This is a genomic window from Achromobacter sp. K91, from assembly GCF_003576205.1.
Taxonomy (GTDB): domain Bacteria; phylum Pseudomonadota; class Gammaproteobacteria; order Burkholderiales; family Burkholderiaceae_B; genus Achromobacter; species Achromobacter aegrifaciens.
Genome location: NZ_QWFB01000086.1, coordinates 190,090 through 203,213, shown reverse-complemented (window position 1 = coordinate 203,213; position 13,124 = coordinate 190,090). Strand labels below are relative to the sequence as shown.

10 protein-coding genes are annotated in these 13,124 nt (G+C 67.5%); 5 read left to right on the top strand and 5 right to left on the bottom strand.

Features of this window, described 5'->3' with window-relative positions; genetic code table 11:
• Positions 1-2: 2 nt before the first annotated feature.
• The gene (locus tag DXK93_RS31645; RefSeq protein ID WP_054459407.1) at positions 3-1,247 is read right to left on the bottom strand and encodes a dienelactone hydrolase family protein; all 1,245 of its coding nucleotides are present in this window, start codon (positions 1,245-1,247) and stop codon (positions 3-5) included.
• Positions 1,248-1,275: 28 nt separating this feature from the next.
• Entirely contained in the window at positions 1,276-2,454 is a 1,179-nt protein-coding gene (locus tag DXK93_RS31640) for an ABC transporter substrate-binding protein (protein WP_054459409.1), read from the bottom strand.
• 280 nt (positions 2,455-2,734) lie between these two features.
• On the opposite strand from DXK93_RS31640, the gene DXK93_RS31635 reads away from it, so the two are divergent.
• Positions 2,735-3,721 (top strand): AraC family transcriptional regulator, encoded by a 987-nt coding sequence (locus tag DXK93_RS31635; RefSeq protein WP_119452194.1) that lies wholly within the window; start codon positions 2,735-2,737, stop codon positions 3,719-3,721.
• Positions 3,722-3,737: 16 nt separating this feature from the next.
• Here the strand turns inward: DXK93_RS31635 and DXK93_RS31630 are convergent, their stop codons facing one another.
• The gene (locus DXK93_RS31630) at positions 3,738-7,349 is read right to left on the bottom strand and encodes an indolepyruvate ferredoxin oxidoreductase family protein (protein ID WP_119452193.1); all 3,612 of its coding nucleotides are present in this window, start codon (positions 7,347-7,349) and stop codon (positions 3,738-3,740) included.
• Between the two features lie 168 nt (positions 7,350-7,517).
• On the opposite strand from DXK93_RS31630, the gene mutY reads away from it, so the two are divergent.
• Positions 7,518-8,588 (top strand): A/G-specific adenine glycosylase, encoded by a 1,071-nt coding sequence (gene mutY, locus DXK93_RS31625; RefSeq protein ID WP_199728357.1) that lies wholly within the window; start codon positions 7,518-7,520, stop codon positions 8,586-8,588.
• A 4-nt stretch (positions 8,589-8,592) separates the two neighbouring features.
• Here mutY and DXK93_RS31620 read toward each other — a convergent pair whose 3' ends face one another.
• Entirely contained in the window at positions 8,593-9,417 is an 825-nt protein-coding gene (locus DXK93_RS31620) for a helix-turn-helix transcriptional regulator (protein ID WP_119452191.1), read from the bottom strand.
• A 115-nt stretch (positions 9,418-9,532) separates the two neighbouring features.
• On the opposite strand from DXK93_RS31620, the gene DXK93_RS31615 reads away from it, so the two are divergent.
• Both DXK93_RS31615 and iaaH read left to right on the top strand, forming a co-directional pair.
• A complete protein-coding gene (locus DXK93_RS31615) occupies positions 9,533-10,303 on the top strand; it encodes a class I SAM-dependent methyltransferase (RefSeq protein ID WP_054459418.1) in 771 nt (256 codons plus the stop codon).
• 93 nt (positions 10,304-10,396) lie between these two features.
• A complete protein-coding gene (iaaH, locus tag DXK93_RS31610; RefSeq protein ID WP_119452190.1) occupies positions 10,397-11,872 on the top strand; it encodes an indoleacetamide hydrolase in 1,476 nt (491 codons plus the stop codon).
• A gap of 80 nt (positions 11,873-11,952) precedes the next feature.
• Here the strand turns inward: iaaH and DXK93_RS31605 are convergent, their stop codons facing one another.
• Complete coding sequence (locus DXK93_RS31605; protein ID WP_059377545.1) at positions 11,953-12,288, bottom strand: PsiF family protein; 336 nt, start codon at positions 12,286-12,288, stop codon at positions 11,953-11,955.
• 364 nt (positions 12,289-12,652) lie between these two features.
• Between DXK93_RS31605 and DXK93_RS31600 the strand changes: the two genes are divergently transcribed.
• Positions 12,653-12,991, top strand: coding sequence for an FxLYD domain-containing protein (locus DXK93_RS31600; RefSeq protein ID WP_119452189.1), 339 nt, complete (start codon positions 12,653-12,655; stop codon positions 12,989-12,991).
• Positions 12,992-13,124: the final 133 nt, after the last annotated feature.

The window sequence follows — 13,124 nt, the reverse complement described above, 5'->3', positions numbered from 1 at the left end:
TCCTACTTGTTCTCGCTTTCTTTCCAGCGCGCCATCAACGTGTTCGACGGCAGGGTCTCGTCCAGCAGCTTGGCAGCGGTCTCGCGACCGGCCACGGGCAGGCCCTTGGGGTCCAGCAGGCCCACCTGCACCAGCACGCTGGCCTGGTCCCAATAGATGTGCTCGTGATAGAGCTTGTCGCCGCGGAACTTGACGATGGCGATCAGCGGAATCTCCACGTACTTGCCCGTGGGCTTCACGCCCGGCAGCAGCCAGTCGATCTCGGTGGTGTGCGTGAAGCAGAACAGCAGCTCGTCCACGATCTGCGTGGCGCCAACCGTGCGCGACAGCGGCACCAGGCGCGTATCCGGCGGATTGCTGTTGACGAAGTGATGCTGGTAGAAGCGGCTGAGCTCCTTGTGGCCCACGCCCCCGGTCATGGTGGGGATGTGGTTAACGTAGGGTTCGGCGACCATGGTCGCCATGGTCGCCGCCACATCGCGCGTGCCGAATTCGTACTCGCAGTGCTTGTCCCACAAGTACGAATAGTCGAACTCCGGCCCGATGGCGCGCTGCAAGGCCGCCATGCTGCGCTGATGCGCCATCAGCGCCGAAGGCTTGTCGTAATGGTCCCCGCCCGTGCGCGCGAACGCATGGTCCATGCCCGGGTAGACGTAGATCTGCACCCCGGGCTTGTTGCCCAGCGCTTCCAGGATGCGCTGACGCGCCTCGGGCGGACAGAAGCCGTCCTGCTCCGCGATGTGCAGCACCAGCCGGCCGCGCAGTTGCGCCGCTTCGTCCAGGCTGTTCTCGATGCCTACGCCGTAGTAGCCGATGGCCACGTCCACATCGGTGCGGCAGGCGGCCAGGTAGGCCAGCTTGCCTCCCAGGCAGTAGCCCAGCACGCCCACCCCGCCCTGCTGCTCAGGCAGCCCGCGCAGCGCGGCGATAGTGGACGCGATGTCCTTCAGGCCCAGCTCTACGTCGAATTTCTGGTAAAGCTCGAAGGCGCGCGGCATGTCGGCCGGGCCATCGGTCAGCTGGATGCCCGGCTGCTGGCGCCAGAACAGGTCCGGCACCAGCACCACATAACCTTCCTCGGCCAGCAGCTGCGCCGCGCGGCGCATGAAATCGTTCACGCCGAAGATCTCCTGGCACAGCACCAGGCCCGGGCCATGCCCGGACGCCGGCACGGCCAGATAGGCGCCGAAGGACTTGCCGTCATGCGAGGCCACCGTCACTTCGCGCGTCGTAATGTTCTGGGTCATACGTATCTCCTTGTTGCGGATGTCCGCCCTACTTCATCTGGCAGGCTGCGGCGAAAGGGTCCTGATACTGGGTCAGCACCGTGCCCGACAGCTTATTGGACAACTTGCCCCCCGCCCCGGCCTCGACGATGCGCAGGTAATAGTTCTGCACCGGATATTGGTTGCGGTTGAACTTGAAATCGCCGCGCACCGACTTGAAGTCCGCGCGCCGCAGCGCCGGACGCAGCGCGTCCGCCTCCAGCTTGCCGCCGGTCTGGCGCACCGCGCTGTCCAGCAGCATGGCCGCGTCATAGCCCTGCGAGGCATACAGCGTGGGACTGCGGTTGTAGGTCTTCCGGAAGTCCTCGACGAACTTGCGGTTGGCGGGGTTGTCCAGGTCCGAGGCCCACTGCGAGGTATTGCGCATGCCCTCGATGGGCGCGCCCACCGCCGCGATGGTGTCCTCGTCGCCCGAGAAGCCCGGCGCCAGCAGCGCGATCTCCTTGGACAGGCCGGCGCCGTTGAACTGCTTGATGAAATTCACGCCCATGCCGCCGGGCAGGAAGAAGAACACCGCGTCCGGCTTGCTGGCGCGCAGGCGCGTGATCTCCACGCCATAATCCAACTGCCCCAGCTGGGTGTAGATCTCTTCGGACAGCCCGCCCTTGTACAGGCGCTTGAAACCGTTGAGCGATTCGCGTCCGCCCGGATAATCCGGCGCGATCAGCGCCACGCTCTTGTAGCCCTGGTCTGTGGCGTACTTGCCCATCGCGGCCGGGATGTCCTCGTTCTGCCATGCCACTGCGAAGAAATTCGGATTACAGCCTGCACCCGCATAGTTCTCCGGGCCAGTATTGGTGCTCAGGTAGATGGTGCCCGACTGCAGGATGGCCGGCATCACCGGCAGCAGCACGTTCGAAAACACGATGCCCGTCATGACGTTCACGCGGTCGCGCTTCAACAGCCGCTCCACCGCCTGGCGGCCCGTGTCCGCCTTCTGCTGGTCGTCCGCCACCACGACTTCCGCCGGCAAGCCGCCGAGCTTGCCGCCCGTATGTTGCAGCGCCAGGTTGAAGCCGTCGCGGATCTCGTTGCCCAGCGCCGCGCCCGGCCCCGACAGCGTGGTCAGCAAGCCGACCTTGACCTTGTCCGCCGCCGTCGCGCCCGCCGCCGCCGTCATGCACACCAGCGCAGCCAGCGCGCGCCGGCTCCATAGATTCCGATTCATGAGCCACCCCGTTATCCCCGCCTGGCCACGCCGGCGGAAAGCTGACAGAACCCGTCTGCCGTCGGTTAACGCATGCTGCCGAACAACGCCGCCAGCTTACGCGCCGCGGCGGCGCCCTCCAACCTGCACGCGAAGGGCCTGCCGGCTAGATTAGGCCGCGCCAGGGGGCCGCTCTATCCGGATTCCGTCAGCCTTATCCGGGAATCACTTAATTCCAAGTCCTTGACGTTTAAATTACCCTCGGCAGTGACACGGGAGCGTTCCCGTCCCGGAGGCATCCATGCACGGCTGGTCCCGACTTACGCTTGCGCCGCTGTTCAAGCGGCGCGTCTTCAGCTCCACCCAGCAGGACGAGACGCGCACCCTCGTATCTGAAGCCCTGAAGGAACACCGTCTCACCTGGAAGGGTGGCCGCGTCGATGCCGAACTGAACCGGGGCCGCTTCGGGTCGCTGACGGTCTGTACGCTGCGCTACGGCGCCGAAGTCCACATCGAACCCGACCGCCTGCAGGATTTCATGCTGGTCCAGGTCCCCCTGAGCGGCCGCGCCTGTATCGAATGCGGCAACGACCGCGTCGACGCCGACCCCGACTGCGCCGCGGTCATCGCCCCCAACCGCCCGCTCAAGCTGCACTGGGAAGCCGGCTGCGAACAGCTGCTGCTCAAGATCCCCCGCGGCAAGCTCGAAGCCATCGGGCAGCGCGCATTCGGCGAGGCCGCCACCCGGCCGCTGGATTTCAGCCCCGCCCTGCGCCTGGATAATCCCGTGGGCGCCGTCTGGCGCAGCATGGTCGAAAGCCTGATCCACCTGCTGCCCACCCTGGACGACGGCGCCCCCCGTCCGCCCGCGGCCTGGCTGGAGCACCTGGAAGACACGCTGGTGCTGCACCTGCTCTACAACCAGCCCAACAGCTGGCAGGCGCACGCCGGCATCGCCCCCGCCGTCCCGCGCCGCCTGAGCGCCGCCGAAGCCTATATGCGCGACCGCCTCGCTGCTCCGCTCACCCTGGCCGACATCGCCCGTCACGCCGGCGCCAGCGCCAGCGCGCTGACGCGCCTGTTCCAGGAACACCGCAACACCACGCCCATGAATGCGCTGCGGGCGCTGCGGCTGGACGAAGCCAGGAACCGGTTGCGCACGCAGACAGGCGCCAGCGTCACCGAAGTGGCGCTGGGCGTAGGGTTCGGACATCTGGGGAGGTTCTCGGAGTATTACCGGGAACGTTTCGGGGAACTGCCGCGCGAGACGCGGCGGGTCATGGAGTGACGGGTGATGGAGTAACTCAAGCCACCCGCGCTCCTCCGATGGAAACCACCGTCGCGCTGAAGTCCTTCAGCAACGTCTCCCTGCGCGCCGCCACGCTCTCCATCGCGGCCTCCTTCACATGCCCGTACCCCCGGATGTCCTCGGGCAAGCTCGCCAGCGCCACCGCACGATCCAGATTCCCGCGATTCAATTTCGACAGGATCGCCGTGATCGTCTCCCGGTACTCGCGGATCAGTTCGCGTTCGGCGCGGCGCTCGGCCGTGTAACCGAACGGGTCCAGTTTCGTGCCGCGCAATCTCCGCATCCGCGCCAGCACCCGGAACACGCGCAACATCCCCGGGCCATAGCTGCGCTTGATCAGGCGGCCTTCCTGGTCGCGCCGCGCGAACAGCGGCGGCGCCAGGTGGAAACGCAGCTTCCAGTCGCCTTCGAACTGCGCTTGCACCCGTTTGAGGAACTCTCCGTCCGAATACAGCCGCGCGACTTCGTACTCGTCCTTGTAGGCCATCAGCTTGAAGTAGTAGCGTGCCACCGCCAGCGCCAGCCGGTTGGTGCCCGTGGCCTCGCGCTCGGCGCGCGCCACCTTGTCCACCAGTTCGGTGTATTGCAGGGCGTAAGCCTGGTTCTGGTAGTCGGTCAGGAAAGCCTTGCGCACCGCCACCACCCGCTCCAGTTCGCCGGTCGGCTTCTTCAGTTCCATCACCGGACTGACGGCGCGCGGACGCTTGAGTTCGATGATGCCTTCCGGCCGCGACGGCGCGCCGCCGTTGGCGATCAGGCGCTTCACGTCCGCCAGGTCGTGCGCGGCGCGGCGGCCCCAGGCAAAGGCTGCCAGGTTGTTCGGCACCTGCTGGGCGTTCAGTTCGATGGCGCGCAAGAGCGCCTGCTGCGACAGCGGGATCCAGCCCTTCTGGTAGGCGTAGCCCATCATCAGCGGATTCGAGTAGATCGCGTCGCCCAGCAAGCCCAGGGCCAATGCGGCGGCATCGACGGTGGCCAGGTGCTCCTTGCCGCAGGCGGACGCCAGGTCTGCGGTCAGGTTGGCGCCCGGCAGCGTCCAGTCCGGATTGCCGACGAAGGCCGCGGTCGGCGCGGTGTCGCTGTTGAGCAGCACGCGGGTGCGCTCCGGATTCACCCGCGCCATGGATTCGGCGCTGGTGGCCACGACCAGATCGCCTGCCAGCAGCAGGTCGGCCTCGCCCATGGCGACCCGCGTATTCAGCAGGCGGTCCGGCGTCTGCGCCAGCACCACGTGCGAGTACACCGCGCCGCCCTTTTGCGCCAGGCCCGCCATGTCCAGCACCGAACAGCCCTTGCCTTCCAGGTGCGCGGCCATGCCCAGCAACTGGCCTATGGTGACCACGCCCGTGCCGCCCACGCCCGCGATGAAGACGCCGTAGGGCTGATGCAGTTCGCGCGCCGCCGGATGCGGCACGTCGTCGTCGATGGCGCCGTCCTGCGCCAGGGCGTCCGGCTTCTTGAGCTTGCCGCCTTCCACCGTCACGAAGCTGGGGCAAAAGCCCTTCAGACAGGAGAAATCCTTGTTGCAGCTGGACTGGTTGATCGTGCGCTTGCGGCCGAACTCGGTGTCCAGCGGTTCCACCGACAGGCAGTGCGATTTCTGTGAACAATCGCCGCAGCCTTCGCACACGCGCTCGTTGATGAGCACGCGGCGGGCCGGATCCGGGTAGGCATTGCGCTTGCGGCGGCGGCGCTTCTCGGTGGCGCAGGTCTGGTCATAGATCAGCACCGATACCGCGGGATGCTCGCGCAGTTCGCGCATGACCGCGTCGAGTTCGTCGCGATGCCGCACCGGCACGCCTGGGGCCAGTCCCTCGACATGCTTGTACTTGTCGGGATCGTCGGTGACGACGATGATTTTCTCGATGCCCTCGGCCGCCACCTGGCTGCTGATCATGGGCACGCTCAAGGGGCCGTCCACCGGCTGCCCGCCCGTCATCGCCACCGCGTCGTTGAACAGGATCTTGTAGGTAATGGGCACCTTGGCCGCCACCGCCGCGCGTATGGCCAGCAAGCCCGAATGGAAATAGGTACCGTCGCCCAGGTTGGCGAACACATGCTTTTCCTCGGTGAACGGAGCCTGTCCCACCCAGGGAACGCCCTCGCCGCCCATCTGTGTAAAGACATCGGTGCTGCGGTCCATCCAGCGGACCATGTAGTGGCAGCCTATGCCTGCCATCCCGCGCGAACCTTCCGGCAGGCGGGTCGAGGTGTTGTGCGGACAGCCCGAACAGAACCAGGGCTTGCGCTCTTCGACCACGCGCGGACGCGCCAGCGCCTGTTCGCGGCCGCTGATGAAGGCCAGGCGCGCCTCGATGCCGGCGCGCACGTCCTCGGGCAGTTCAAAGCGCAGCAGGCGCGCGGCGATGGCGCGCGCGACCATCGCGGGCGAGAACTCGTAGTGCGCCGGCAGCAGCCAGTTGCCTTGCGGCACCGACCATTCGCCGCCGTCCTTGTCGTCGAACTTGCCGACCACGCGCGGAATCTTCTTGCCGCTGCCGATCCAGCTGAACAGTTCTTCCTTCAGCTGGTACTCCAGCACCTGGCGCTTTTCCTCGACCACCAGGATCTCGTCCAGGCCTTCGGCGAAATGCTGCATGCCGGTGGATTCCAGCGGCCAGACCATGCCGACCTTGAACAACCGCAGGCCGATGCGCTGGCATACGGACTCGGACAGCCCCAGGTCGGACAGCGCCTGCCGCGTGTCCAGATAAGCCTTGCCCGAGGTCATGATGCCGAAGCGCGCATCGCGCTGCGGCACGTGCCAGAGTTCGCGGTTGAGCTTGTTGGCGCGGGCATAGGCCAGCGCGGCATAGAGCTTGTAGTCCAGCAGGCGGGCTTCCTGCTGTAGCGGCGTGTCGGGCAGCCGGATGTTCAGGCCGTCGGCCGGCAGCAAAAAGTCCTGCGGCAGCAGGATCTCCACGCGATGGGGATCCACGTCCACGGAAGCCGAGACTTCGACGATGTCGGTGATGCACTTCATGCCCACCCAGACGCCCGCGTAGCGGCTCATCGCCCATCCATGCAGGCCGTAGTCCAGCACTTCCTGCACGCTGGACGGAAACAGCGCGGGAATCATGCAGGCCTTGAGGATGTGGTCGCTCTGGTGCGGCAGGGTCGAAGACTTTGCGGGGTGGTCATCGCCCGCCACCACCAGCACGCCGCCGTGGCGCGAGGTGCCGGCCGCGTTCGCGTGCTTGAAGACATCGCCGCAGCGGTCCACGCCAGGTCCCTTGCCGTACCACATGCCAAACACGCCGTCGTACTTGGCGCCGGGGAACAGGTTGACCTGCTGCGAACCCCACACCGCGGTGGCGGCCAGGTCTTCGTTGATGCCGGGCTGGAACTCGACGTGATGCGCCTTCAGGTACTTGGCCGCCTTCCACATGTTCTGGTCCACGCCGCCCAGCGGAGAGCCGCGATAACCCGACACGAAGCCCGCCGTGTTCAGGCCGGCGCGCGCATCGCGCACGCGTTGCATCATGGGCAGGCGGACCAGGGCATGGATGCCGCTCATCCAGGCGCGCCCGGATTCCAGGGTGTACTTGTCGTCCAGCTGGACGGATTCAAGCGCGGCACGCAAGGCGGGCGAAACAGGAGCGTTCATGTCGACTCCAAGGGATCCAGGAACCCCGGCCGGCTACGCGCGACACCCTCTTGAAGCGCACGCGGGCGAGCAAGGGACGTGAATTGCGGGCGCTGGCGCGCTTCTGTTTCCATTGTTTGTAACCGCTAGCCCCAACCCGGGCAATAGGGCGATGCGATAATTGCCGCCATGGACTTCGCCCCTCGTATCGTCGACTGGCAGCGCCGCCATGGCCGCCACGATCTCCCCTGGCAAAACACCCGGGATCCTTACCGCATCTGGCTCTCCGAGATCATGCTGCAGCAGACGCAGGTGGCGACGGTCATTCCCTATTACGAACGCTTCCTGCAGCGCTTTCCGGACGTCGCCGCGCTGGCGGCGGCCGCGCAGGAAGACGTGATGCCCTACTGGGCCGGACTGGGCTACTACGCCCGCGCCCGCAACCTGCACCGCTGCGCGCAAGAAATCGCGCGCGACTGGGGCGGAAGTTTCCCGCCCACGGCCGAAGCCATCGCCACGCTGCCCGGCATCGGCCGCTCCACCGCCGCCGCCATCGCCGCGTTCGCCTACGGCGAGCGCTCGCCCATCCTGGACGGCAACGTCAAACGCGTATTCACGCGGCACTTCGGGATCGCCGGCGATCCCGCCAAGCGTGAAGTCGAACAGAAGCTATGGGCGCTGGCCGATGCGCAGGTCGAGGCCGCGCCCGGCCTGGACATGGCCGCCTACACGCAGGGGCTGATGGATCTGGGCGCCACGCTATGCACGCGCGGCAAGCCCGCGTGCGAGGCCTGCCCCGTGGCGGACAGCTGCGTGGCCAAGCGCGAAGGCCGCCAGGCCGAACTGCCCACGCCCAAGGCGCGCAAGGCGATCCCCGAACGCGAGACCTGTATGCTGGTCCTGCGGCACCAAGGCGCCTTCCTGCTGCAGCAGCGGCCCGAACCCGGCATCTGGGGCGGACTGTGGAGCCTGCCCGAATTCGACGTGTCGCAAGACCCCGACAGCGCTTCCCGCGCGCTGGGCCTGGAGCCTGAACAGCGCTTCGAGCTGGCGGCCTTCGCCCACACCTTCACGCACTACCGCCTGCACATCCGGCCCTGGCTGGTGCCGGTGCGCGCAGCCGGGCTGCGCGAGTCCGCAAGGCCGGAGCGCTGGGTGCCGGCGGATGAACTGCCGTCGATGGCGCTGCCGGCGCCGGTGAAAAAACTGCTGCAAGGACTGGTCGAAGCCGGGATGCAGGACAGCCTGTTCAAGGGCTGATCTTTCAGGGCTGCGCGCCCCCGCCCAACAACATCACCAGCTTCAGGTCCGGATGCGTCGCCAGCCGGAACGTGATCTGCTGGTAAGCCAGCTTGCCGCGGCCCGGATGCTGGAACTCACGCAGGCCGCCTTCGCGCTCGACCACCGCGTGGCGCGTCCACCAGTGGGCGAACACCGGGCTTTGCCGGTTCAGGTTGTCCAAGAGCGCCAGCACGGCCGGCTCGTCCAGATGCGCGCCGGCGTCGGCGCGGAATTCCGCCACCACGCGGCGAGCGCGCTGGTCCCAATCCACCACCAGCTCGCGGGCGGCGGGGTCCAGGAAGATATAGCGCAGCAGGTTGGGCTCGGCATCGCGCGCCGGCCAGTTGTCGAACAGGTCGCGCAGGGGCTCGTTGTAGGCCAGCACATTCCAGGCGCGGTCCAGCACGTAGGCCGGGGCGTTGATCGCGTTCACGCATTCCTGCAAGGGACCCGGCGCGCCGGCGTCGTCGCGGGCATGCTGAGGGTCGGCGCAGTCGGCCAGGTCGAACAGATACGCGCGTTCGGCGCGGGCCAGTTGCAGCACGCCCGCGATGCGCGACCAGACCGAGGGCGATACCGACACTTCCCGCCCCTGTTCGATCCAGGTGTACCAGGTGACGCTGATGCCGCAAAGCTGGGCGACTTCCTCGCGCCGCAGTCCGGGGGTGCGGCGGCGCATGCCTTCGGGCAGGCCGGCCATCTGGGGCGTGATGCGGGAGCGGGCGCTGCGCACGAATTCGCCCAGCGCCTGGCGGCGCAGGGGGGAGCCTTCGTGACCGGCGGCGCCGGCTTGGGGGGAAGTAGTCATACCAGGATGAGCAATGGACTTGTACGTGTATGGGCGGCCGCCTATCTTAGCGCCTGGGCCGCCGCTTCCAAATGCTTTCCGCCCCTGTACCGGCCCCAGCCACCCAAGGATTCCCATGACCGCCAGTACCCATGACGCCGCCGTCGATCGCCAATTCAGCCCGCGCGCGACCGCCTATCTGACCAGCGCCGTACACGCGCAGGGCGAAGACCTGCTGCAGATGGCCGACATCGCCGCGCAGCATCCCGAAGCCCGGCTGCTGGACCTGGGCTGTGGCGGCGGCCACGTGAGCTTTCACGTGGCGCCGCAGGTCAAACACGTCACCGCCTATGACCTGTCGCAGCAGATGCTGGACGTGGTCGCCGGCGAGGCCGCCAAGCGCGGGCTGGCCAATCTGGCCACCCGCCAGGGCAAGGCGGAGTACCTGCCCTTCGGCGACGGCGAGTTCGACCTGGTGATGTCGCGCTACTCCACCCACCACTGGCAGGACGCCGGGCGCGGCCTGCGGGAAGCCTTCCGCGTGCTGAAGCCGGGCGGCATCGCCGTGTTCGCCGACGTGGTGTCGCCGGGCGAGCCGCTGCTGGATACGTGGCTGCAGACCATCGAGGTGCTGCGCGACACCTCGCACGTGCGCGACTACTCGGTCGCCGAGTGGACCCGCATGCTGACCGAGGCCGGCTTCACCCTGCAGGGTCTGACGCCGCGCCGCCTGCCGCTGGAGTTCCAGTCCTGGGTTGTGCGCATGCGCACCCCGGAGACGCTGGTGGCGGCGCTGCGCCACATGTTCGGCATCGCGCCGGACGTGGTGCGCGCGCACTTCGAGGTGCAGGACGACGCATCCTTCACCAGCGACACGGCGACCATCGTGGTGAGAAAGCCGGGCTGATTCCTGCAGCGGCGGCGGGACCTGCTCGACAGCGCCCGCTTCCCCCTGTATAGGTACAGGTTCGACAGAATCCCGCACAGGTAAGGAAGCGTCATGTCCGATACGTCCAAACAGTCATTGCCCGCCGCGTCCCCTGCGGACCTGACCGTCACCGAGGCCGCGGCCCTGATCCGGCAGGGCCGCCTCACCAGCGTTGCGCTGACCCAGGCCTGCCTGGACCGCATCGAGGCGCGCGCCGATCTCAACGCCTTCATCACCGTGGACCGCGCAGGCGCGCTGGCCCAGGCCCGCGCCCGGGATGCCGCCCGCGGCCAGGCGGACCAGGCCGCGCTGCCGCTGGCGGGCGTGCCCATCGCCATCAAGGACAACATCCACGTTGCCGGCCTGCCCAACACGGCCGGCACGCCCGCCTTGAAGAATTTCCGTCCGGCCGAGGACGCGCCGGTGGTGCGCCGCCTGCGCGAGGCGGGCGCCGTCATCGTGGGCAAGACCAACATGCATGAACTGGCCTTCGGCGTGTCGGGGTACAACACCGCCTTTCCCGGCGCGCACGGCGAGGGCACGCGCAATGCCTATGACGCGCGCCTGATCGCTGGCGGCTCGTCTTCGGGCAGCGGCGCGGCGGTGGGCGCGCGCCTGACGCCGGCCGCGCTGGGTACGGACACGGGCGCCTCGGTGCGCCTGCCTGCGGCGGTGAACGGCGCGGTGGGCTTTCGCCCGTCGGTGGGACGCTACGACGGCGCCGGCATCACACCGATCTCGCACACCCGCGATACGCCGGGGCCCATCGCCAACAGCATGGACGACATCGTGCTGCTGGACGCGGTGCTGACGGGCGACCGCCAGCCCTTGTCCGCCCTGCCGCCTGCCGGCATGCGCCTGGGCCTGTGCGACTACTTCTGGAAGGACCTGGATCCGAAGGTGCAGGCCGTCACGGATGCCGCGCTGGCCAAGCTGCGCGCGGCCGGCGTGCAACTGGTCGAACTGGAAATGCCGGGCCTGGAAGCCAGCAACGCCGCGGTCGGCATGCCGGTCTGCCTGTACGAACAGAAGGGCGACCTGACCGACTATCTCAGCCGCTACGGCACGGGCCTCAGCTTCGAACAGGTGGTGGCGCAAATTTCCAGCCCGGACGTCAAAGGAATTTTCGACGGCCTCATCGTGCCTGGCGTGCTGCCCCTGCCCACGGGCGAGGCGCTGCCGCTGCAGCCGCTTTATGAACGCGCCATGGCGACGCACCGCGACGAGCTCATCGGCGTGTACCGCCGCGCGTTCCAGGAGCATGCGCTGGACGGCCTGCTGTTTCCCACCGTGCCGATCCCGCCGATGGCCGCCACGCCCGAGGCCAGCAGCTTCGAGAGCTTCGGCCGCCTGGCGCGCAACGTCGATCCGGGCAGCAACGCCGGCCTGCCGGGGCTGAGCGTGCCTGCGGGCTTGGCAGCGGACGGACTGCCGGTGGGATTGGAAGTCGACGGGCTGCCGGGCGAGGACCGCAAGGTGCTGGCGGTCGGGTTGGCGCTGGAAAGCGTGCTGGGGCGCTTGCAGGGGCCGGGACGTTCCGGCGGCTGAGAGGCGCCTCATGCAAAAAAAATCGCCAGCCGGTTCACGGGCTGGCGATTTTCTTCGCGAGATGACGCGTGGCGTCGGCATCAGCCTTTCAGGCAGGTGCTCATGAAGGTCTTGCGCTTGTCGCCGGTCAGTTGCTGCGAGGTGGCCTTGGCGTTGCAGTCCTTCATCTTCTGCTGCTGCGGCGTAAGCTCCTTGGCGGGCGCGGCGGTTTCGCCCTTCAGGCAGCTGCTCATGTAGGCCTTGCGGTCGTCGCCCTTCTTGCCTTCAGCGGACTTGTTGCAGTCGGCCATGCGCTGCTGTTGCGGCGTAGGCGTCTTGGCGGTGGCGGGAGCTGCGGGGGTCTGGGCAAGGGCTGCGCCAGCAAAACAAGCGGTCAACAGAAAGGCCGAGGCCAACTGGCTGGTACGGGAAAGCATGGGTTCCTCCCTTGGCGCCCGCGCGCCTGGACTCAGTCGCAAAGGCGGGCCGCACGATCCGCCGGCCCAATCGCCGGCCCGGTCATGATCGAACAAACCCGAACCCTGCGCAAGAGTGCGGAAAGTCAAGAATCGCCAAGGCCTTACATGCCCCTGAAACCACCGGCCGCTTCCCTCGTGGACAGGCCATCCACGCAGGCGAATTTGCGACCAATCCAAGCACCCTGTTACCCATTCATCCCTTTGCCCCGTTGTGTACACGGCGGGAAAGGTGTGAGATAAGCATGCCCCCAAGGTAGAGGAGGCATTGACCGCCCTGCGGACCCGAACGGCGTCCGACTGCGCGGCTGCACAGGAGACCATGATGAAACTTGCCCTTGCTTCGTTCGCGCTGCTTGCCGGCCTGTCCGGCGCCGCCGGCGCGCAGAGCCTGGTCTACGGCGTCACGCTGGGCAATGTCCAGGCCGTGCGCGACGTCAACCAGAACGTGTCGGCCATCACCGGCCTGCTGTCCAACCAGTCGGCGCGGCACATCAACAGCGCCATGCTGACCTTCGTGCTGTACGACTCGCAGGGGCGCGAGATCGGCCGCGTTCGCGACGACGTCATCGGCCCGCTGGCGCCCGGCCAGATCAAGCAGATCCGGGCCGTCACGCCGCTGCAATTCGCCCGCGTCACCGCGCTGGACGTCGACGCCCGCTAGGCGCCCGCCAGGCGCCCGTTATGGCCCGCCTGCCGGAAAAAACCCTGATTACTTCAGGGTTTAGACAGCGTGGCGCAAGGTCAAATATGGGAAAATTCCGTTCGTCGACTCAATAAAAGGGGCTTCCACACGA